General features: G+C 58.7%; 21 protein-coding genes and 1 pseudogene. 2 read left to right on the forward strand and 20 right to left on the reverse strand.

Annotated features, from left to right (window positions below; translation table 11 throughout):
* Positions 1-402: 402 nt before the first annotated feature.
* The 18 genes and pseudogenes from hflX to NSND_RS03670 form a co-directional block, all read right to left on the reverse strand.
* Positions 403-1,791, reverse strand: a complete 1,389-nt coding sequence (gene hflX, locus NSND_RS03585) for a GTPase HflX (protein ID WP_080877652.1) — start codon at positions 1,789-1,791, stop codon at positions 403-405.
* A 94-nt stretch (positions 1,792-1,885) separates the two neighbouring features.
* Positions 1,886-2,284, reverse strand: coding sequence for a YkvA family protein (locus NSND_RS03590; protein ID WP_080877653.1), 399 nt, complete (start codon positions 2,282-2,284; stop codon positions 1,886-1,888).
* 286 nt (positions 2,285-2,570) lie between these two features.
* Complete coding sequence (locus tag NSND_RS03595) at positions 2,571-3,476, reverse strand: HNH endonuclease (protein WP_080877654.1); 906 nt, start codon at positions 3,474-3,476, stop codon at positions 2,571-2,573.
* A gap of 56 nt (positions 3,477-3,532) precedes the next feature.
* On the reverse strand, positions 3,533-5,866 hold the full coding sequence (hsdR, locus tag NSND_RS03600; RefSeq protein ID WP_080877655.1) for an EcoAI/FtnUII family type I restriction enzme subunit R: 2,334 nt from the start codon (positions 5,864-5,866) through the stop codon (positions 3,533-3,535).
* Complete coding sequence (gene rhuM / locus NSND_RS03605) at positions 5,867-6,847, reverse strand: virulence protein RhuM/Fic/DOC family protein (RefSeq protein ID WP_080877656.1); 981 nt, start codon at positions 6,845-6,847, stop codon at positions 5,867-5,869.
* 13 nt (positions 6,848-6,860) lie between these two features.
* On the reverse strand, positions 6,861-8,039 hold the full coding sequence (locus tag NSND_RS03610) for a restriction endonuclease subunit S (protein ID WP_159450614.1): 1,179 nt from the start codon (positions 8,037-8,039) through the stop codon (positions 6,861-6,863).
* A 38-nt stretch (positions 8,040-8,077) separates the two neighbouring features.
* Positions 8,078-9,535: a class I SAM-dependent DNA methyltransferase gene (locus NSND_RS03615; RefSeq protein WP_080877658.1), complete on the reverse strand. Its 1,458-nt coding sequence runs from the start codon at positions 9,533-9,535 to the stop codon at positions 8,078-8,080.
* Between the two features lie 172 nt (positions 9,536-9,707).
* On the reverse strand, positions 9,708-10,076 hold the full coding sequence (locus tag NSND_RS03620) for a hypothetical protein (protein ID WP_143833378.1): 369 nt from the start codon (positions 10,074-10,076) through the stop codon (positions 9,708-9,710).
* A gap of 227 nt (positions 10,077-10,303) precedes the next feature.
* Positions 10,304-10,582 (reverse strand): DUF2442 domain-containing protein, encoded by a 279-nt coding sequence (locus NSND_RS03625; protein ID WP_080877660.1) that lies wholly within the window; start codon positions 10,580-10,582, stop codon positions 10,304-10,306.
* A 5-nt stretch (positions 10,583-10,587) separates the two neighbouring features.
* Positions 10,588-10,848: a DUF4160 domain-containing protein gene (locus tag NSND_RS03630; RefSeq protein ID WP_080877661.1), complete on the reverse strand. Its 261-nt coding sequence runs from the start codon at positions 10,846-10,848 to the stop codon at positions 10,588-10,590.
* A gap of 99 nt (positions 10,849-10,947) precedes the next feature.
* Positions 10,948-11,237, reverse strand: a pseudogene (locus tag NSND_RS22035) (nucleotidyltransferase family protein).
* Between the two features lie 401 nt (positions 11,238-11,638).
* Positions 11,639-11,980, reverse strand: coding sequence for a helix-turn-helix domain-containing protein (locus NSND_RS03640; protein WP_080877662.1), 342 nt, complete (start codon positions 11,978-11,980; stop codon positions 11,639-11,641).
* Positions 11,981-12,001: 21 nt separating this feature from the next.
* A complete protein-coding gene (locus tag NSND_RS21605; protein ID WP_080877663.1) occupies positions 12,002-12,295 on the reverse strand; it encodes a BrnA antitoxin family protein in 294 nt (97 codons plus the stop codon).
* On the reverse strand, positions 12,213-12,503 hold the full coding sequence (locus NSND_RS22040) for a BrnT family toxin (RefSeq protein ID WP_080877664.1): 291 nt from the start codon (positions 12,501-12,503) through the stop codon (positions 12,213-12,215). The genes NSND_RS21605 and NSND_RS22040 overlap by 83 nt, the downstream gene beginning before the upstream one ends.
* A gap of 135 nt (positions 12,504-12,638) precedes the next feature.
* Positions 12,639-13,628: a helix-turn-helix transcriptional regulator gene (locus tag NSND_RS03655; protein ID WP_080877665.1), complete on the reverse strand. Its 990-nt coding sequence runs from the start codon at positions 13,626-13,628 to the stop codon at positions 12,639-12,641.
* A gap of 178 nt (positions 13,629-13,806) precedes the next feature.
* Positions 13,807-14,085 (reverse strand): MoaD/ThiS family protein, encoded by a 279-nt coding sequence (locus NSND_RS03660; protein WP_080877666.1) that lies wholly within the window; start codon positions 14,083-14,085, stop codon positions 13,807-13,809.
* 122 nt (positions 14,086-14,207) lie between these two features.
* Positions 14,208-14,450: a cytochrome c3 family protein gene (locus NSND_RS03665; protein ID WP_080877667.1), complete on the reverse strand. Its 243-nt coding sequence runs from the start codon at positions 14,448-14,450 to the stop codon at positions 14,208-14,210.
* The gene (locus NSND_RS03670) at positions 14,447-17,287 is read right to left on the reverse strand and encodes an FAD-binding and (Fe-S)-binding domain-containing protein (protein ID WP_080877668.1); all 2,841 of its coding nucleotides are present in this window, start codon (positions 17,285-17,287) and stop codon (positions 14,447-14,449) included. Before NSND_RS03670 ends, NSND_RS03665 begins: the two co-directional genes overlap by 4 nt.
* 107 nt (positions 17,288-17,394) lie before the next feature.
* Here NSND_RS03670 and NSND_RS03675 point away from each other — a divergent pair, with 107 nt between their 5' ends.
* A complete protein-coding gene (locus tag NSND_RS03675; protein ID WP_080877669.1) occupies positions 17,395-18,366 on the forward strand; it encodes a 2-hydroxyacid dehydrogenase in 972 nt (323 codons plus the stop codon).
* 55 nt (positions 18,367-18,421) lie between these two features.
* On the opposite strand, the gene NSND_RS03680 is transcribed toward NSND_RS03675, so the two are convergent.
* Both NSND_RS03680 and NSND_RS03685 read right to left on the reverse strand, forming a co-directional pair.
* On the reverse strand, positions 18,422-20,341 hold the full coding sequence (locus NSND_RS03680) for a tetratricopeptide repeat protein (protein WP_080877670.1): 1,920 nt from the start codon (positions 20,339-20,341) through the stop codon (positions 18,422-18,424).
* Positions 20,342-20,517: 176 nt separating this feature from the next.
* The gene (locus NSND_RS03685) at positions 20,518-20,736 is read right to left on the reverse strand and encodes a cold shock domain-containing protein (protein ID WP_013249168.1); all 219 of its coding nucleotides are present in this window, start codon (positions 20,734-20,736) and stop codon (positions 20,518-20,520) included.
* A 310-nt stretch (positions 20,737-21,046) separates the two neighbouring features.
* On the opposite strand from NSND_RS03685, the gene NSND_RS03690 reads away from it, so the two are divergent.
* The gene (locus tag NSND_RS03690; RefSeq protein WP_159450616.1) at positions 21,047-22,132 is read left to right on the forward strand and encodes an LptF/LptG family permease; all 1,086 of its coding nucleotides are present in this window, start codon (positions 21,047-21,049) and stop codon (positions 22,130-22,132) included.
* The last annotated feature ends 1 nt before the right edge of the window (position 22,133 follow it).

The raw sequence follows: 22,133 nt of genomic DNA on the forward strand, positions 1-22,133 counted from the left end.
CACTGAGTCGGTGTCAACTCTTACCGTAACCCTCATGAGAAGGAGGACATACTGGGAAAATCCCCTGCCACCGGGCCTCTGTGAGTCATGTGGGGAACGCAGGCTGGATAGGCGGATGACTAAATTCGAACCAGGGATTCCATGTTGAGAGGAAACGAGGTAGCTGATGAAAGCTTCGGTGGGCTGCGATTGTTCCCCAAGTGTTCCGCAATCACAGCCGACTGATACCCGTACTGACAGATCAGCCCGCTGAACCATCTTCTCCGGGCCGTACTTCCACTCAAACCGCCCGGGGCCTGACATCGCCGCCTAAGATGCCCCCCGGAAAAGATTTCATGCTGACCTCCCTCGATCAATTGTTTGATTGCAAGACCTGACCCTAAATGGGGTGGAATCCGCGCCTCATCGCGCGAGCTTCTTTTTGATGGCAGTCAGGTTCTCAGGGGTCGATCGCACTCGTATCGTGAGTCCTTCGGCATCATATTCCTCGGACAGGATACGCATCTTGGCGCGGATCTCCGCAACGACCCCTTGAGCGGTAAAGGGAATGCGCAATTCCTCGTCGAGCATATCGCTCTCAAAGTACCCCATGATGCGCTCACGGAGCGCCTGCAGATCGTCCTTGTTTCTCGTGGACAGCACAATGGCGTCGGGATACTCCGCCTTCAAGGCCGCGAGTTCCTCCGGCGCGAGACGATCCCGTTTATTCAACACCAACAGGCTGGGAACCTCTGTGGCGCCGACTTCGGCCAACACCTTCCGCGTGACGTCGAGTTGGGAGCGAAAGGACGGGTCGGAGGCATCGACGACAAACAGCAAGAGCGAAGCACTGGCCGCTTCATCCAGCGTCGACTTGAACGAGGCCACCAGGTCATGCGGGAGCTTTTTGATGAAACCCACCGTATCGGACAGGAGGACCTTCGGACACGTCTCAGGATACAAGGGCCGGATCGTGGTATCGAGCGTGGCGAACAGCTTGTCGGCCACGAGCACTTCACTGCCCGTCATCGCCCGCATGAGCGAGGATTTCCCGGCATTGGTGTACCCGACGAGCGCGACCGTCAATTCGTGTTCCCGCCTCGCACGGCGCGTCTGATGCTCGTCCCCGATCGCCGCCAATTCCTCCCGGAGTTCCTTCGTGCGATCGCGGATTCTGCGCTTATCGAGCTCCAGACTCGTCTCCCCGGCTCCTTTGCCGCCGACTCCCCCGCCCTGCCGCTCGCTGCCGCCTCCGGTTTCCCGCAGCCGGGGCGCAAGATAATTGAGGCGCGCGATCTCCACCTGCAGCCGGGCCGCTCTGGTTCGCGCGTGCCGGCTGAAAATCTCAATGATGACCCCGGTCCGATCGAGCACCGGCACGCCGGCGGCACGTTCCAGGTTTTTCAATTGGGACGGCGACAGGTCACAGTCCACGATGACGATTTGCGCCTGCTCGCGCGGGCCGGGGGAAGGCTCGATGGTGTCGTCCGATTCGTCGTCGTCCGATTCTTCCGTGACGTCCGAATCCTCCGCCTCGAACTTCGACGCCCCTTTGTGCTTCGGCCGTGCAAACGCCGATTCGATTTTCCCGGACCCACCGGTCCATTGCGCCAATTCGGCAAGTTTGCCCTGCCCCAGGACCGCGGCATATCGATCGGAACTCCGCTTTTGCGTCACACGGCCCACGACCTGGTACCCGAGGGTTTTGACCAGACGGGTGAGCTCTTGCAGCGAACTGTCCAGCTCCTCCGCAGTCACGCGGGGGGTGCGGATCGCCACAAGCACGGCATTCGATTGTGAGGGCTTCGACATCGCAGGCCTTTCCTTGATCACATCTTCGTGAGGGTGGCCATTCTAACAGGGAATTTCGTGCAAAAGCCTACTCACGTCGCAGGACTTCTTCCGGTCACGTGCCCTGTTCCCAATTCTTAAAGTCCTTCAGTTCTTCAGCAATGCTGTTCAGCACCCAGGCAATCACCGCCGCATCATCCGCATAACCGACCACAGGAATGAAGTCGGGGATCACATCGAGCGGGCTGATGAGATACAGAATCGCCGCCACGATGGTGACGAGCTTGTGAACCGAAAAGCCGGTATAGGCTCCGCTTACGGACGCTTTCAGGAGCCGCACCAATAATTGAAGGTCGTTCAACAGCTTGCCACCGCGCCCTTGCGCGATCGATACCGCCGCGGCCAACAGATGACGAAGCCGCTCTTTGTCCCTGAGGTACTCCGCCGCGGTCTGTGTGAACCCGCGAAACATGGTCAACGCCCTCAGGAGCATCGCTGGAGTCATCGGCTTCATGAGGTCCTCCCTGAGGGGTGAGCATTGCACTGGCACACCATCACGATTGAGGATAACAGGCAGTCCGCGAAGGATCAATTTGGGGAGAGGGCAAAGGATAGGATCGAACCATCAGCGGCGTGGTGGGGAAGGAAGATCAGAGGCAAGCGATGCGTGAGAGGGCGTGGCTGACGGTGAACAAGCCGAAGGCACCGAGGTGTGGGGCTCACGGGAGGGATAAACTCCCGCCAGGTCAGAATGTTTGATTTCAAGGCCTGCCCCTGGTTGAGGACTGGTTTATGGTTATTCATCGGCGGTGTAACATTCTTCGCAGCTTCGGGACATCCCCCGCCTCACCGTCCAGTCGGTGTAGCATCTGGTGGCAGTTCGGACAGACCGTGATGAGGTGGTCAAGAGAAGACTCAACCGTGTCAGAAAGTTTACTGAGAGGGATGACATGGTGCGCTTCAGCGAAAGTCTTTCCTATATCTCCATAGACTTCCCTGAATGTCATCTCGCACACTTGACAGCGATAGTTATCTCGCCGCTTGCAACGTTCTGCCAATTCGCGGCTGCGCTCTCGTGCCAAGTGCTGCTCTACGACACGCCGTTCGATGGCTCTATAAGCTTCTGACTCATCAGGTGCGCCACTATCTGCTGCCGCTTTCGTCCCACTAAAACTCGCAAAGACTTCCTCGAAGAATGACAGCGCGCGCACTACGATAGCCGCTATTGCATCGTTGTCTTCCGACAAGGAGGAATCGAATTTCCCGTAGAAGGAACCCCTCTGCCCAGACTCTTGGTATTCCTCGTATATTGGAAAGTTAAAAAGTTCCCTTTCCAGTGGCCGCTTTAAAACATAGTCCCGACTGGAGCCAGTTGCTGGCCGCATATCCAAACCTGAGAGCTGTTTAACAGGCCGCAGGGACTCAGGTAATACATCGACAAATGCACGAAGGTTTTCAGCTTGTGCTGCATACAATCCGTACCAGAAAAATCGCTGGCCGTGTTTGGGGTACTGACAAAACCAGACCTCAAATCGTAGATTCCGGTGCTTCAAAGATCCAAGTTCTACGCGCCACCCGTTGGTGTAAGACTCCTTCAGCTTGGCTTCCGTGCGAACATTGGCGAGCCCTCTTAGCTTTACTGGCAGTGGACGTAATATCTGTTGCGCGACACTTTTGAGTTTTTCTTTATCTTCTTCATCTGGCATGCGGATCCCCTTGTTGCATGACTGTCACCGTTGTCTGTTCATTGCTCATATGGTAGTCATGGATTTGCCTGCATCTGAGGCTGATACAGATACTTCTGAAATCCAGCGAACACCTGACCGATCTCCTCCGGCTTTCCCAGATCGGCCACGGCATCGGCGATGGAGTTGTGGTACTTGAGGCGCAGCAGCGGAGTCAGTTTTTCCTGATCAAGTTCCTCCACGCCGACCGTGACGTAATGCGAGAGCACGAAGTCGAGAAAGACCTGCTGCTTGCTGTTGAAGTGGTGGCTGATTTCTACCTTGGCCTTTGAGGCGCGATCTTCCCGGCTCAACGGCGGGAGCGCATAGGCCACGTGCGCCAGCACATCGAAGAGGTCGCTTCTCTCGGCGTCGATAATCTTCTGCATCTCGGCCATCTGCTCCTTGCCAAAACCTTTCTCGGCCAACCGCTCCAGGAGTTTGGCTCGCGTGTCCGGCAGGCTCCACAAGGCGCGCAGTTCCGCTTCGTCTTTGAAGAACTCAGGCAGCTTGCCAAAGAGCAGTTCCATAAATTGCTGGGCCGACATCGGCGTGCCGTCAGGGTGCCAGAAGGATGTGACCATCATGTGCTGAATCATCCTCGCCTTGCCGTCGGCCAACTTCACTTTGATCTTTTGTCGTTTGGCGTATTCGGCAGGCTTTTCGCGAACCCTGTCCGGCAATAGATCCGGTCGCGGCGGGAGAGGGGCAGGCGTTGGGTCCGGCTCTATCGGCTCGCCGTCCCACTCCGGGTCATTGAAATGGTGGTGCGCCTTCACGAAATCGTAGATCGTGAAGTAGTCCTTGCCGTCGTAGAGCCTGGTGCCGCGCCCGATGATCTGCTTGAACTCGATCATGGAGTTGATCGGACGCATCAGCACAATGTTCCGGATGTTCCGCGCGTCCACGCCGGTGGAAAGTTTCTGTGAGGTGGTGAGGATTGTCGGAATGGTCTTCTCGTTGTCTTGAAAATCCCGTAAGTGCTGCTCGCCGAGCGCACCGTCGTTGGCCGTCACCCGTTGGCAGTAGTTTGGATCTGTGCCAGTCTTCATTTGATTGATCAGATCGCGCACCGCCAGCGCATGGTCTTGAGTGGCGCAGAAGACCAGCGTCTTCTCTTGCTGATTGATCAGGTCCATGAAGAGCTTGACCCGGTGCGCTTCCCGTTCCTTGATCTCGATGATCTTATTGAAGTCCGGTTCGGTGTAACGCTTCCCGGTTTCGATCTCCCCCTCGATCAGCTTGTCGTCGGGCGTGTAGACATAGTCGTCGAGCGTCGTGGAAATTTGCTTCACCTTGAAGGGCGTCAGGTAGCCGTCGTTGATACCGTCCTTCAGCGAATAAATAAAGACCGGCTCGCCGAAATAGGCATAGGTATCCACGTTATCTTTGCGCTTGGGCGTGGCGGTCAGGCCGAGCTGCACGGCGGGCGCGAAGTATTCGAGAATGTCCCGCCAGTTGCTTTCATCGTTCGCCCCGCCGCGATGGCACTCGTCGATGACGATGAAGTCGAAGAAGTCCGGCGGGTACTCGCCGAAATAGGGCGATGGCTTACCATCCTTCGGTGGGCCGCTCATGAACGTCTGAAAGATCGTGAAGAATAGGCTTCCGTTCTTCGGCACTCTGCCTTTCTTGCGAATGTCGTCGGGAGCGATCCGGACAAGCGCATCCTCGGGAAACGCGGAGAAGGCGTTGTAGGCCTGATCGGCGAGAATGTTCCGGTCGGCCAGGAAGAGAATGCGCGGACGGCGCGACGGTTCCCGGCTCAGGTTCCAGCGACTCTGAAAGAGTTTCCAGGCGATCTGGAAGGCGATGAAGGTCTTGCCCGTGCCGGTCGCCAGCGTCAACAGCACGCGCGGCTTACCAGCAGCGACAGCCGCCATCACCCGTTCAACGGCGATATCCTGATAGTAGCGGCCCGGGTGCGAGCCGGCCTTATCCTCGAATGGCACTAAGGCGAAGCGGTCCCGCCAGGCGTCCTGCTTGGCGAACGTGCGTGACCAGAGTTCATCCGGGCTGGGATAGTGCGGCCACTCGCCTTCCTTGCCCGTCTCCATGTCGATGCCATAGATCCCTTGGCCGTTGGTGGCATAGCTGAAGCGGACGGCGAGTTTCCCGGCATACTGTTTTGCTTGCGCGACGCCTTCAGTCAACGCTTCATCCCAGGCCTTGGCTTCAATCACGGCAAGCTTGGTATTCCGGTAGACGAGGACGTAATCGGCGATCAGCGGCTTCGCACGCCGCCCCAAGCCTTCTATGCGGCCCAGCGTGATGGGATATTCGCGCAGCACGCGGCTTCCCTCCACCACGCCCCACCCCGCCGCCTTCAGCGCTGGGTCGATGTGCTCGGCTCTGGTTTCGGCTTCGTTCACTTACGTTCCCTGTGCCAGCATGTTCATGATCAGGCGGATCATCGTGTCTTTATGGGATGGGTTGGATTCGGCAACCAACAGCGCCAACGCCGCCAAACCGATGTCGTTGATCACCGGTTGCCCGGTGCGATCCAGCAGGCGGCCATTGCGATTGAGGAAATCGACGAATAGAAAGGCCCCGCTCCGTTTGTTGCCATCCGCAAACGGGTGATTCTTGATGACGAAGTACAGGAGATGGGCAGCTTTGGACTCCACGCTCGGGTAAGCCGGTTCGCCAAACACACTCTGGTCGAGGTTCCCAAGCAGCGCCTCAAAAGCCTCTTGCCGTTCCTGGGCGAAGAGCGTGGACGCTTCGCCGCGAGCGATCAGGTCTGCCTTGAGCCCGGCCAATGCCGCACGAGCTTCCGCCACTGTAAACAGCGTTCCGCCCGTCGTCGTCGGTGGCTCAGTCAGCAGCCCTTCGTCATAGCGTTGCAGCAGCACAAAGGTCTGCGCATAGCGCGTGACGATATCAACCAGCCCACGCCCCATGTCGGCTTGAAGTTCAGGGCTGCGCGCGGCTTTTCGCACCAGTTGCAGGGCCGCTTCCAACTCGCGGGCATTGGCTTCGAACCGCTGGCGACTGATGGTATACCCTTGGGTGAGGTGCTCGCGCAGAATGCGGGTGGCCCATTGGCGGAAACGGGTCGCACGGGTGGAATTCACTCGATAGCCGACAGAAATGACGGCATCCAGATTGAAATGCTCTATCTGTCTGGCAATCCTGCGTTTTCCCTCCTGTTGAACTGTTTCCATTTTGGAAACAGTTGAGTCTCGCTCCAATTCCCCACTGGCGAAGATGTTTCTAAGATGTTTCGAGACCGCCGCCTTCTGGACATCGAACAAGGCAGCCATCTGCTCCTGAGAAAGCCAAACCGTCTCGCGTTCAAGCCTGACTTCGATGCTGCCGCTGTTCGTTTCGTAGATGCTAATCTCGCTCATGAGGGTGCTCTTGTTATAGCTGTCCGCTGAAGGCCTGGTGCAGCAGCGACTTCTTTAACTCGCCCAGCGCGGCGAGCTTTTGCCGGCAGATGGATTCGAGGCGTTGAGTTTCGGCCCTGAGCTTATCAAGCCGGTTTGTCATTCGTTCCTGTTCAGAAAGAGATGGCAAGCTGATTGGGAAGGAAGGGAACTCCTTAAGTGCGATGCGATCCACGGTCGCACCACGCACCGTCTTGCTATCGACGAACTTCCGAAAAGGTGGCGAAATGTATTGGTAGACAAAAAATCGAGGATCTACTCGCTTTCGATTGACGCGAACCAATCCCATGCGCCTGCCAAGACAACATTCAAGCCCTTCCGGAATGATCGCCGCCTGACCTAGCCGTGTTTCATATGAGAAAACAACGTCATCAGACTGTGGCTTGACGCGGCGAGTCCACTGCCGGAAATCTTGTAGCGTTACATGCCGGGTTTCTCCGAGGTTGATCTTTCCATCTTGGAGCGCGCTAATCCCTAAAAACACCGGGCCAGCATCAACCGTTTTGGGAGTCGCATGCGGTCCGTCGAACACTTCTGCAACATCGCCAATCGGCACTACGGGACTATCGCCGCGCCTGGTGAAGACGGATTCGAGGTGGCTTTCGAAGAGGGCGCGGGCGTTGCGGAGGTTCCGTTCGGCGTTGGCCGTGGCGATGGCGAGGCCGTCAAATGCTTCCTCCAGCTTCCCCACGATCTGCTGCTGCTCCGCCAGTGGGGGGACGGGGACTGGAAGGGAGCGAACGATAGCAGAATTTAACCCCTTCATGATCGCGCCGTGGGCTTGGGCTTCAATCGCATCAAGGACAGCGGTGCTGCCCTGAATTGCCCAAGCCAAGTAATCTGTTCGGATGACGCGCTGGTCGGGCCTCATTCTCAACAGATGCGAGTCCATGATTGACCGACGTATCGATGGAGGAACAACGGCAACCTTGCCAATTGTCCCCATCATGGTGAGCAACAAGTCGCCGGGGACAACCTCGACAGACTCCAATGTCTGAAACTTTTCCTGTGAGATGTAGCGTTCACCTAGTTCGTCAAATTTACCGCTAAGTACGTTCTCAATGCCGAGGACGTGAATCCCATTGGATACCAGATCGCACTTCTTTAGCTGGCTTCCGAATGGCCCGATCTTGATGCCGGCTTTGTCCTGCACAACGAGCTCTTCGAGCGGGCGTATTTGCCACCCCCTCTTCATTTCAGCAGCGCCTTGATGTTCCCAAGCACTTCAGCACTCTCAGCGTCCAGCAAGGCAATTTCTTGCATGATCTCTTGCGGGCTGCGGTGCATGACTTCCTCGTCGCCGTTCGGGTTCTTCACGGAGAGGTCGAAGGTCTTCTGGTCGATGCTTTTGACGTCCAGACTCCAGGACTTGGGCGAATCGGCTGAGGTCTTTTGCAGCTTGATGAACTCTTTGAGATCGTCGTCATTCAGCGGGTTGGTCTTGCCGAGGCTGCGGCCCGGGTCGAGCTGGTAGTACCAAACCATTCTCGTCGGTGCGCCCTTTTCGAAAAATAGGACAACGGTTTTCACGCCCGCGCCCTGGAACGTGCCGCCGGGACAATCCAGAATTGTGTGGAGATTGCAGCTTTCCAGCAGCAGCTTCCGCAAACTCACCGAGGCGTTATCGCCGTTGGAGAGAAACGTATTCTTGATCACCACACCGCCGCGTCCGCCCGCCTTAAGGCTCTTGATGAAATGCTGGAGAAAGAGAAAGGCCGTCTCGCCGGTGCGAATGGGGAAGTTCTGCTGCACTTCCTTCCGCTCTTTCCCGCCGAAGGGCGGATTGGCCAGCACGACGTCGTAGCGATCCTTCTCCTGAATGTCGGCGAGGTTTTCGGTAAGCGTGTTGGTGTGGATGATGTTCGGCGCCTCGATGCCGTGCAGGATCATGTTCATGATCGCGATCACGTAGGCGAGCGACTTCTTCTCTTTCCCATAGAAAGTCTTTTCCTGCAGCGTCTTGAGATCCTTCGTCGAGCGGTTGCCCTTGGCGGTCAGATAGTCGAACGCTTCGCAGAGGAAGCCCGCCGATCCGCAGGCGCCGTCATAGATGCGCTCGCCGATCTTCGGTTTCACCACCTGGACCATCGCGCGGATCAGCGGGCGCGGGGTGTAGTATTCGCCGCCGTTGCGCCCGGCGTTGCCCATGTTCTTGATCTTGGCTTCGTAGAGGTGCGAGAGCTCGTGCTTCTCTTTTTGCGAGAGGAAGCGCAGTTCGTCGATGTGGTCGATGATCTCGCGCAGGTTGTAGCCGCTCTGGATCTTGTTTTTGATCTCGCCGAAGATCTCGCCGATCTTGTATTCGATGGTGTTCGGTCCGCTGGCCTTCTGCTTGAAGCTATGGAGATAAGGAAACAGCTTGAGAGTGACGAAGTCGCGCAGATCGTCGCCCGTCATCGCCTTGTTGTGATCGAGTTTGCCGTCTTTACCTTTCGGTGCGGCCCAGCTTTCCCATCGGTAGTCTTTGTCCAGGATGAAGCTGTAGCGTTTGCCCTCCAGCTTGGCCTCGTCTGCCCTATCCTGCTCCAGCCCATCGAGGTACTTGAGGAACAACAGCCAGGAGGTCTGCTCGGTATAGTCCAGCTCGGTCGTGCACCCGGCTTCTTTTCTGAGTACGTCGTCGATATTTCTAAATGCTTGTTCGAACATGCAGCTTCATTCCCCCAGACACAATCGTGCAGTTTGCGCCGCAGGATACTCTTTCCCACGCCTTTATTCACTCGCGTTTTTACCGGCAACAGCGACTGGTGGGTGCCTAGGGGACTGGGGATCGTCGCTCGTGAAGCGTCGTTCGCTGGAATGGGGAAAGGCATGTGTCGCCTCACCGCCTCTTCCCCATCCCTCCCCCACCATCCAACGGCGCAAACGGTACGGTGGGATTGAACTCATTGATCGGATTCAACGGATTCTCGGGGCGGTAGCGATTGACCGGGTTGAAGGGATTGTTGAAGTTGAACTGGTTGATCGAATTGGCTGGGTTGTCTGGATCGAACCGGTTGATTGGATTAAATGGATTCGCCGGGTCGTAGGCATTGATGGGATTCAGCGGGTTAGTGGGCTGATACTGGTTGATGGGGTTGAAGATATTAAAGTCTCGCTCGTACTTCTCGTCGAAGCCGGGCTCTGCCCGCCCTGTCCCGGTCATTGCCATCAGCAGGAATGCGCCGATCAGTGCTGCGTGTCGCATCATTGCCTCCCTTCTGTCTGTGTACGTCATGCCGACAGCATACTCCCCTGCCGTGACATCCGGGGTCATAATGGGGGGCGAGACGGGAAAAAGATGAAAGCAACAGAGCACTGTTCGGATCAGGAACGGAGGGACATGAAAGGTGTTGCAGTTGAGTGATGGGTGCTAAATTGGGAAACGGGGAGACGGATAGGAGCCTCCACAGACTAGCGACAGGTAGGCCATGGGAGTCAGTGGATCGCTTTGGCTTCGTACTTGGGAAGCGGCGCCCCGGTGATCCGCGTGTAGAGCACAACCGGATCGAGATCGGCACCGTTGGGCCAGTAAATGGTCCCCAGATCTGGATGGACTGCGAGTTCTCTGAACCGAACCAGGTCCTTGAGTGGAGCGAAGACACCCTCAAAGTGAATGATTGTGGCTAGGTCCAGCTCGCCCTCGATGCCGTCTTCAAATCGCAGCCGCACTCGATACCCGTCAAGAGGCGCGGCTTCGACAAGGTCTTTGAGCATGGCTCTTACTCCAGCGGTTTAATTTTTTTCAGCGGCGCTCGCTGTTCGGCCAATGACCAGTCTTCCCACAATTCATCCCGGTGTAAGGCGCCCCACTCCGCAACCAGTCCCAATGCCCGTGGAGGCAGGTATCCATCCAAGAGCATGAGAGAATCGATGCCCATGATTGCCTTGTAATCCCCATAGCGAATGTGAAAATGAGGCGGTGCATGATCGTCGTAATACATCGTGATGATCATCCCCAAAAAACGGCAGAGTTCAGGCATCACGAGGTAGTCTAGCCAATTCCTGCCTAGAACGCCAGCAATGGCACGTGAGATGTCAGACGCGGGCCGAGGGACATAGAGAGCGGTTTCGATCATCCTTCATAACGCGATCGCGTCTTTCAAGACCTCTGTTCGAACCACACGTCGAAGCCCGCGTTCGGAGGCCACATCGACCGACCGTTTCAGCAATCGCTCCAGATCGAGGATCAGTGCCGCATGGTCAGCAGGCTTCGACCTTCCTCCATCTCAACGAGGAAGTCGATGTCACTGCTCGGACGAGCGGTTCCACGCGCGACCGATCCAAACACTCTCACCTTCCGCGCACCGTGGCGTGCAGCAATGGTGAGAATCTGCGCTCGCTTGGACTGGAGTGATTGTCGGATGCTCATCACCTGTCTCCTGTGCATAGTGTAGCCAAAACCCGTGGGGAAGGCCAGCTGGAAAGCCCCCGCTAGCAGTGTAGCTCGGTCGGAAGCGAGAGCTGATAGCTTATGGCGTATGGCGGGAGGAAGCGCATCGTGCTAGAGGAAGAGCTCATGGCTTATGGCCGATGGCCGGACCTCGAAATCTGGGGGATCGTATCTCGTGAACCGTATCTCGCTGGGGGACAGGATGCCGTGAAAGGTGAACTGTGAGGCGTAAAACGTAGATCGGGAACTGTAAGACATACGACGTAAAATACGAGGGAAATAGAAACATATGAGCGATAGCGGGAACAAAAAAGACTGAAGCTTGGGAACAGGCTTTGAACATGTTTGGCGTATACGGCGGTATGGGCACGACCGTAAAGTTACGCTGCCCGCCCCTTTTTGCTGCGGCCTTCGACGCTGATCGCTTTGGCAAGATCGGCGGAGCTGGCGCCGAGGAGCAAGAGCGAGCTGACCAAGAGGTCAATGGACACGGAGGGGTCGCCGGCTTCCATCTTCGCCACCCTGGATTGGCTGGATTGGAGGCGCTCAGCCAGTTGAACTTGTGACACACCCTGTTTAGTTCGTCGATCTTTCAGACTCCGACTGAGCGCTAACTTTATATCGATGAGCGCAGACTCTGCCTCGGACAGGCCCAGGCACTCCTTCACCGACCCGACAGCCCATCCGGCCGCTTCCAGCTTGGCTCGTTTTGTGTTCTTCATTTGAAGTGCCCGCGGAAAGTTCTACGCAGCTTTTGCGGCCGCTTTCGCTAGGAGTTCATGAATCAAGGATTGATACGGCTTCCCCTGCTTGGCAGCCATCCTGCGCAGCTGGCTCAGAAGTTTCGGGGACAGACGAATGGCGATCAACTGCTTGGCCATGCCGCTGGCCGGCCGGCCGACTCGACGCATACGTTTCAACTCTGCGTCCGTCGCTTCCGGGATATCGGAGAAATCAATTTGCGAGTCCGGTATATGCTTGACGCTCTTTTCTACTCGCCTGCCTTGCGCTGATGAGCCGGATAGTTTCTTTTTCATGGCCTCTCCTTCGTATCGTATACACCACAAACAAGATTCGCCCTGACAGAGATCGGCCTATGCGCCGGCGGCGGCGTTCATGCGCAGAGTGTCGCAGATCATCCCCGTCCAGCGCATCGGCATCGACGAAAATGGTGGTTGCCTCTTCAAACGAAACGCCATGTTTCTTATGGTTGGTAATGGCCTTCGTGATGTCCCACGTAAACACATTCTCGTATATACGCTAATACAGCCTCCATCGCAAGGCTGACGGCTGGATCACAGGGCCTGTATGCAACAACCCGCGCACTACAGGGTCAATTCTTCAACTTCGGCCTTGTCTTATGGCACCCCTATCGCCCCCTCACTCCCCTTGCGCCGCGATTCGTTGCGCTTCCTGACGCACGGCTTCCCGCAGGCTGTCGGGCTTGAGCACCTTCACCCCGCTGCCGAAGCTCAGCACCCACCCGACCAGTTCCCGGGTATCGGCCACGGAAAGGGTCATCCGCAGGCCTCCGCCTTTGGTTCGTTTGGTTTCCTGCGTAGCGTGCCAGACTCTATCTTTCACCCAGGCGGCAGTGGCCTTGTTGAATTCCAATTCCACCTCGATGCGCGGCCCGCGCATGACGGTCAGCGCATCCTGCACGAAGGCGTCGAGATCGAAATGCAGAGGCATCTGATAGGGATGGTCGGTGGGCGTGACGGACTTGATCCGCTCCACGGCAAACATGCGCGGCTCACGCCGCAGATGGCAATAAGCAATCAGGTAGAGGCCGCCGGTGGCGTACCAGAGGCGATAGGGATCCACTTCGCGCCTGGTCGTTCGCCCGCGCGACGCGGAGTCGTAGCGGATCTGCACGGTCGTGGCGTCGGCGATGGCTCTGGTGAGGCGGTCGATGGTTTCGCGATGTTGCCGATAGCGTTTGTGCGGACCGAGACCCACGCTGAAGGTGCCGTCGAGTTGTTGGACCAGGGCCACGCCCTGCGGCGGCAGCGCGGCGGCGGCCTTGCCTAACGCAGACTGCAACGAGGTGTGGAGTTCGGTGCCTTCCAGCGGGGTGATGAGCCGACGGCTGAAGGTCAGCGCCATCAACTCCGAGGGTGAGAATCGCAGGCCGGGGACGTTCCGAAATCCCTCCATCAGACGCCAGCAGGTCTGACCGTTGATGCGTTCGGTGACGAGGGGGTAACCGGCTTCTTCCAGCGCGGCGAGATCGCGACGCAAGGTGCGAGGATGCCGGGTGGAGCCTGGTGCGAGCGACTCAGCCAGCTGTTCCAGCGTGAGGCCCTGCCGCGACGCCTCCAGCTGCTTCAACACCACCAACAGACGCACCGCTTGATCGTTGCGCGCCATCGTCTCTCCGTTCCCGTCCCGGTCGATTGCGGCGCCAGTCTACCAGGAAGGCCCGAGGGGAGGAAGAGCGTCGGAGAGGGAAAAGAGCTGATGGCTTATGGCCGATGGTAGGAAGTGGCGCCTCCCGACTATACGCTATCAGCTATACGCTCTTGCGCCTCTTCCCGGAGTCGCCTACTCAAGTAGGAATATCGGTGGTGCCGTCGTAGGAGGCGCGGGATTGGTGGGAGATTTTTAAGACATCGCCGTCTTTCACCACGGAATCGAGCGAGCCGACCTTGCGGTTCACGGTCACGAGCAATTCGCCGCGCACCACGAACGGCGCCAGGGCATCCATGAGATCGGCATTGCCTTCGATGAGTAGCTTAATGGGCACCGATCCTTCCACTTCCACATCCATTTCCGGTTCCGTCACCCGCTGTTGTAATGTCGGCCCAAGAATCAACACTTTGACCATGATCTACAGTTCCTTCATGAGATTAGTAATTAGGAGCGTATGGCTTATAGCATATGGCTAAGAGTCGGCGACGGAGTTCCGATACAAGAGACGAACGACGCTTGACGAACGACGGCCCTCCATTACCCTTGCGCGCGCGCGTGGCAATGCAGGCAATCCTGCCGCTTGGGATGCTGCACCGGCAAGGGGCGCGCGCCAGCCGGCGCATGGCAGGTCGTACACTGGCTCTCTACCGCGATCGCTTGGTGCGCGCTGTTCGCCGGCACCTTCGGGTTGCGGTCGCGCGGCGACGGCAGCAGGGCCACGCCTCCGACCACGAGCAGCGCCAGCACCACAAAAATGATATCCACTTTGCGAAAAGTCATTGGCCGGCTCCTGGTCGGGTCTCTGTTGCAGCCCCCGCCTCATAGGCGTCGTTGAGTAATTGCGCCACATGTTTCACCGCCACGCGGCCGCGCATGCCGTTGCTGAGCTGAATCATGCAGGCCGGGCAACTGGTGGCCACCGTCTCCGCCCCGCTCTGCTCGATATTCCGCCGCTTCCGGTCGAAGACCTTCTGCGACGTCTCGTAATCTTTCACGATGTAGGTGCCGGCGCCGCCCGCACAACGATCGGCGTCGGTCATCTCCACATAGTCCGATCCCGGCAGCTGTTTGAGCAACTGCCGCGGTTCTTTGGTCACCCCGGCGGCTCGCAGGTGACAGGACGAATGGTAGGTGACCTTCCCGCCCTGGCCTTCCGGCGTCCCCATCGGTGGATGCTGGTCGGATCGCGCCACGAATTCCGTGATGTGTACCACCTTCTTCGCCAACACATCCGCCGCCTGCTGTTCCGGCCCGCTCTCGAAAAACTTTTTGTATTCCTTGAGCATCAGCGTGCAGGAGGCGCAGCCCGTGACGACCTGATCATAGCCCGCCAGGGATTGCAGATTGAAGCGGGCGTTGTCTTTCACCAAATCTACATGCCCGTAGGTTTCGATCGGCGTCCCGGAACAACGCTGCGGTGGAAGCTCCGGCTCTACGTGATGTTTGCGTAAGACGGAAATGACCGCGTCCCCCACCCCATCGTCGAAGTAGTTCGCCGCGCAGCCATGGAAATAGGCGACGCGAGGGCCAGCCTTTTTCGCCGACGGTTGCGTGAGCTCCGGATACCGATTGCGCAAATGAGTCGTCGCGAGCTTGGGCAGGACCATGTCCGCCGGAAGTTTGGCTGTGGAGGCGATGCGCTTCATCACCGGCGCGGCCAGGCGTTCGAGCAGGGCGCGTGGAGCGGGCCGATCCCACCATGACTGCGTCCTGGCCAATAGTTTAAGTATCGCTTCAAATACCGGCAACTTCGCCTGCAGGGCAAAGAGCCAGCGCGAGCCCTGATTGGGATTCTCGGCGCGCCGCTGCAGGATCAGCTCCGACACATCCACCCCGGCCGGACAGATCGTGCGGCAGGATTTGCAATTCAAGCAGGCTTCCACCACCCGCTTCGAGTCGAGGTAGCTGTAGTCCTTCGCCGTGACGATTTCGAACCAACCGCGCGAGCTCATGTCTTCCGACTGGAACACGTCGTAGACCGGACAGACGGAGTTACACTTCGCGCAGGTCGCACAGGATTTCGACAGCCGCTGGTAGTCGATGTGTTCGGTAAACGGCGTCTCGCTGATCTTGATGCCGGGGTTCATCACGTTCGCGGGATCGAGCGTCTGCTTCACCTGCACGAAGAGTTGATACAACTCCTCCCCGAACATCTTGCGCACATATTCCGCCCGCACACGGCCGTCGCCGTGCTCGCCGCAAATGGACCCGTCGAACCGGGAGAGCACCGCGCCGTGGATCTCATGATAGGCCCGCACCATCTTGTCGAAGTCCTGGCGGTCGTTCACGTCGAGCAAGGGCGTGATGTGGGCGTTGCCGTTGCCGATATGGCCGAAGATTGCCACCGGCACATGCTGCCCCTCAAAGAAGGTTTCCAGGTAGCGGATCAACTCGCTGATCCGTGTGGCGGGCACGACCACGTCGTCCACGAAGTTGATCGGCTTCTTGCGCGGATCGAACCGGTAGAGCGTGGGATACAGGGCCTTTCTGGCTTTCCAGAGTTGGTCGCGCTGCTCCTTGTCGTAGGCGATGGTGAGATCGCCGCACAGTTGATAGCGTCCGCAGATGGCAGCCATTTGATCGGCCCGTTCGCGCAGGTCGCCCTCGCCTTCGCTGCTGTCGAGTTCAGCCAGCAGCGTGGCGGCCGCATCGGCGGGAATGCCATGCGCCGACCGCCCGATCAAGTTCAGCGTGTTCGCATCCATGACTTCCAACGCGCTCGGCCGGAGGCTCAACAAATGCGGCACCGCTTCCCCCACTTCTTCAAGGCGGCGAAAGTGAATCAACGCCGTCAGCGTACCCTGTGGTTTCGGCACGAGACGAAGCGTCGCTTCGCTCACCACTCCCAACGTACCCTCACTGCCGACGAACAGTTTAGGGAGATCAAAGACACCGCGACTCAGGCCGTCGACGAGGCCAAACAGGTTATACCCGCAACTATTCTTGCTCACCGTCGGCTTCTTGCTGTCGATCAGGCTGCGCTGCCGCTGGACGAGGTCGAGGATCGGCTTGAGCGACGGATGGGCCGCGAGGGTCTGATCCAGTCCCGGATCGTTGAGGTTGATCGAGGAAGCGGAGAGCCAGGAGCCGGACGGCAGGCAGACACGCATGGCCTGGACGTTATCCTTGACGGCGCCGTAGATCAGGGTGTGGGGCCCGGCCGAATTGTTGGCGAGCATGCCCCCGAGCTTGCACATGTCTCCGCTGGACGGGTCGGGACCGAAGAGAAGATTGCGTCGCCCGAGCTGCTTGTTCAATTCAGCCAGGACGATCCCCGGCTGCACGCGGGCCCAGCGTTCCTCCCCATTCACTTCGAGGATACGATTCATCTTGGAGATATCCAGGATGATGCCGGAGCCGATCGCAGAGCCGGTCAGATTGGTGCCGGCCGCGCGCGGCGTGAGGGGGATGCCCCGCTCCACCGCAAATCGCACGACGGTATCGATGTCGCCTTCATGCTCCGCGAGCACGACGGCTTGCGGCTGCATCCGGTAAATGCTGGCATCGACGGCGTAGGCGGTCAGCGTGGGCACGTCGTTCCGGACCTTCGCCTGTCCGAGGAGTTGCCGAAGGCCGCTGACGACGACGCATGAGGTGTTGGGAAGGATGAGGGTCATGCTTGTGATTACGTTGCGTCATTGTAGTCGCTCGGCAGAGAGCAGGACAAGTGAGTTGTTGCGTCGCACACGATTCGCTAAGATACGTGCCATTCGAACGAGGCGCCATGTCACCTCCCATCCTCTACATCTCCCGACTGTTGCCCGATCCGGTCATGGCGGCAGCACGCCAGCAGTTTCAGCTCTTCAATGAGCCGCGCGACATCGCGCCCTCGTGGGAGACCTTCAAGGCAGGCCTTCGCGAAGCCGATGCGGCCATCTGCACCCTGACCGATCGCGTGGATACAGCTCTGCTGGCCGAGCCGACCAGACTCAAGATCCTGGCGAACTACGCCGTGGGTTACAACAATATCGACCTCGCCGCCGCGACGGCCAAGGGCATTGTCGTCACGAATACTCCGGACGTCTTGACCGACTCCACTGCCGATCTCACCTGGGCCTTGATCCTGGCGGTGGCGCGGCGGGTGGCAGAAGGCGATGCCTACGTGCGAGCCGGCGCTTGGCCCGGTTGGGCACCGACTCAGATGCTGGGGACGGATGTCTCGGGCAAGGTGCTGGGGATCGTCGGCATGGGCCGGATCGGACAGGCGGTGGCGAAGCGGGCCGCCGGGTTCAACATGCGCATTTGTTACAGCTCACGGACCCCGCATGCGCCGGGACAGGGCTCATCGCAATGGGAACAGCGCGCCCTGCCCGACCTGCTGAGGGAGGCCGACTTCGTGACTCTGCATGTGCCGCTCAGCCCGGAGACTCATCACTTGATCGGTCCGCGGCAGCTGGCACTCATGAAGCCCACGGCGTTTCTGATCAATACCTCGCGAGGTCCGGTGGTGGATGAAGGCGCGTTGGTCGATGCGCTCCTGCGACGTCGGCTGGCCGGCGCGGGGCTGGATGTGTTTGAACAGGAGCCGGTCTTTCACCCCAGCCTGCGCGACCTCCGGCAGGTGGTGCTCCTCCCGCACCTCGGCTCCGCAACCCTGGCGACACGTGTGCGCATGGGGATGATCTGTCTGGAGAATGTTGCCGCAGTCTGCGCCGGGAGGCTGGCTCCGAATCAGGTGAATCGCACGCAGGCGTAGGACCTCTACCCTCGCATCAGCCCATCAGCAGCAGGATTTCTAGGTAAAGCGAGGTTTAGTGGCCCGCTAGTGGCAGGGGACTGGTCTGACTGGAAGCCGGACGTTCCGGATGGGCGACCCCGTTGGTGCCGAGGGTGCGCAGCGCTTCAACCCGGCGGGGCACGTCGTGAAACGAGGGAATGGACTGATACATGGCGAGTGCTCGATCGCGGGCGCCGGTTTTCTCGTAGAGCATGGCCAGTTCATACCGCACAAGCTGCGCATTGCCTCCCCGGCAGCGCGAATCGGCGATGAGCTTCTCCAGCAATTGAATGGCCTGATCGAACCGGTTCTGCTCCTTGAGGCAAAGTCCCAGCATCAGGCAGGAATCGACGAAAAACCCGGAGTCCTTCATCGAGGAGACGAACTCTTCCTTCGCTTCTTCCAACAACCCCATGTCCTTGTAGGCCATGCCCAGCGCGTACTGCGTTTCCGCGTCCACCTGGGCGATGGGTTGCGCAGCAGGAACGGGGGCCGGAGTAGGCTCGACGGGAGTGGCCTGGGCAACGGGCAGCGCCGGAGCCGGAACGGGTGGAGGCGGCGGGGCGACCTGAGCCAGCACAGGCGCCGCCGGGGGCGCTGGAGCGGCAGGAGTAGCCGAGCTGTCCTGCAATCGGAACGGCATGTCTACCGCAGGCGCGGCAATGACCGGAGCGGGAGCCGGTTCCGGTTGTGGTTCCGGTTCGAGCTGGATCGCGACAGGCTCCGGTGTCATCACCATCGGCTCTGTGACTTCCGGTTCGGTGGACGATGAGGCAGTCGGGTCGAACGCCGGCGCGAGCTTGCGGGCAATGGCACTGCCCGGGGCCAAGGCCTGGACCTTCTCGAACAGCTCAGCCGGCAGCGTGGGCATGCCCGGTTCCGGATGTTCCAGCAAAATTTCCACGGCCCTGCCGAAATGCTGCGCTGCCGTGGCGGCATCCCCTTTTTCCTGATAGAGCTCGCCCAGCAGTTCCAACATCGGCACGGATGCCGGTTCGACCTTGAGATAGTCGTTAATCAACGACTCGGCCATGACATAGTCTTGCGCGCGCAGCGCGGCGCCGGCCAGGAATCGATATTCACCCAACGCGACCTGCAAATTTCCCTGCAACAGATGCAGCCGCGCCAGCAGTTGGCAGATTTCCGGATTGCCCGGCTCCCGGCTCAGCAGCTGGGTCAACATGGCTTCGGCACCGGCATACTGCCCTTCTTCGATCCGGCGCGTCGCTTCAGCCATGAGATCGCTGCCTTCACCCGGCTTCGCCGCGGCCGCAGACGGTTTGGCGACGCGTGCCAGGTTCAAGGGCGCGCCTCCGCCCGCCTCGATCATGGTAACGATTTCTTTGGCTTCGGCGTTCTCCGGATTCAGGCGCAAGACCGCCGCATACATGGCATTGGCCTGTTCATACTGTTGGGCGGCCGAACGCTCCCGCCCGAGTTGGAGATACACGCGAATCGCTTCGTCGACTAATTGTTCCTGCTCACAGAGTTCCGCCACGCGCAGCTGCGCATCCAGGTTCGACGGATCCTGTGAAATGATTTTGCGGTAGATCTCCAGGGCTTCTTTGTTGCGGCCGTCCTTAAAATAGTGCTTGCCCAGGGTCAAATAATCCTGAACGGCGCTGCTCAACAACCCTCGCTCCGCATTCAAGTCGCCGAGGTGTCGATAGATGTCGATCTTGGTGGGATCGACCTTGAGAATTTTTTTATAGGCGGCAATGGCCTTGAGGACAGACCCTTCGGAGCGGAAGGCGCCGGCGGCCTGAAGAAAGGCGGCGACGGCGTCGGGCGTGGCATTGCGTTTCAGCTGGAGGTCGCCGATGGAGTTGAAAATCGTCCCGTCGGCCGGGGTATCGGTGGTGAGTTTTCGCCATTCGGCAATGGCAGCTTCGTACTGCCCCTTGGAGGCAAAGAGCTGCGCGTTTTGGAGAACTGTTCGGCGATCGACAGCCAAGAAGACTCCTCACCCGACGTTGAGAGTCAACGCTAACAGTCTGCCTTTTCTTTGTCAAACAAATGGATAAAAGAGCAACACCGCGAACGCGGCGTCCAGAGCGGACGAAATCAACGATGGCAAACCGGCGGCCCCTCCGGAACACGGAGGGGCCGCGGATTACGATGCCCCGGCAATCAGGAGGCCGTTGCGAGATCCTTCAACACGTTCGCCGCTTGCGGCCCCTTGGCTCCCTGCACGATGTCGAACTCGACGTTCTCCCCCTCTTTCAACGTCTTGAATCCCTCGCCCTGCAGCGCGGAATAATGCACGAAGACATCGTCTCCGCCATCGAGCCGGATAAACCCGAACCCCTTACGATCGTTGAACCATTTCACTGTCCCCTTGGTCTTCATACGGTCCTCCCTTTCTCAACGCACAGACATAATGAGCGCATCAGCTCGCCGGCTGAGTCGCATGGCATGGTAATGATGACGATAAAAGGAGAAATAAAACCGACGAGCGTGAAAGCTCTTGCGAGGCGTTGAGACAATATTCAACCCGAACCATCGTGACCTACTGAAAAGTGCGCAGCGATGTACCATGGGGTGAAAATCTTGTCAAGCGGGAAGTTTCGAGAATGGCTCTCAGATCTGTTTACAAGCTCCGTAGACTCTTCTATAGTGCGGCAACTCAAGTCTCCGATGTAGGATTTCGACCGCCCTCGTGCTGCACACCATCCTCGATCGCTATATTTTCCGCGAGCTCTTCTCCCCGTTCGGCATCAGCCTGGCGGCGCTCTGTTTCGTCATGCTCACGAAAGAGCTGTTGCGGCTGGTGGAACTGCTGGTGACGAAGGGCATCGGCTTTCTCTCGGTGCTGAAAGTGTTCGCCCATTTGCTGCCGTCGTTTCTGGTCCTCACCCTGCCCATCGCGGGCATCATTGCCACCATTACGGCCTTCGGCCGGTTATCCCTCGACAAGGAACTCGTGGCGATGCGCGCCGCCGGCTTCAGCCTCCTGCGGCTGTCTCAGTCGGTGTTTCTTTTCGCCGGGCTGGTCTGCGGCCTGACGCTGGTGATGGCGCAGTACGGGCAACCCTGGAGCAACGTCAATCTCAAGAAGGTGGCGCTGAACCTGTTGCGCGACGAACTCGTGTTGGAACTCGATCGCGGCGTCTTTAATGAAGCCATTCCCAAGATGACGATCTACGTACCGGACGCCCAGGAGGGACAGGACAACCGGGGCATTTTCGTGGCCGATGAACGGAACCCGGCCGATCCACGTATCATCGTCGCGCAGCAGTATCAGGTCATGACCGATCCGGCCAGCAGCCAGGTGGCGCTACGGCTGATGAACGGCGTCATCCATAGTCGCCCCCAGAATCCGGAGGAGTATCAGAAGATTTCGTTTACGTCCTACGACTTGAAGCTGAGCTTGAGCGCGAGCCTGTACGGCGCGGAGGAACGCACGCCGATCGACGTCATTCGCGCCAAGCTGGAGAGCACCGGCTGGACGGATACCAACGCGTTGCGGCGCTTGATGGAATATTATAAGGACCTGGCCTTCCCTGCGGCCTCGCTGGTGTTCTGTATCCTGGGAGTGCCGGTCGGCATCGTGTCCAAACGTTCGGGCAGCATCGGCGGGTTTGCGGTGGGCGTGCTGGTGGTCATCGCCTACTATGTCCTCAATGTGGCCTGCGAGTTCCTGGTCACCACCCTGTGGATTTCCCCGTTCGCCGGCGCCTGGTTACCCAACGTGATGTTCACCCTGGTGACCATTCTGTGGTTCTATCGGGTGAGCCGCCAATAGT

This window comes from Nitrospira sp. ND1, from assembly GCF_900170025.1.
Taxonomy (GTDB): Bacteria; Nitrospirota; Nitrospiria; order Nitrospirales; family Nitrospiraceae; genus Nitrospira_A.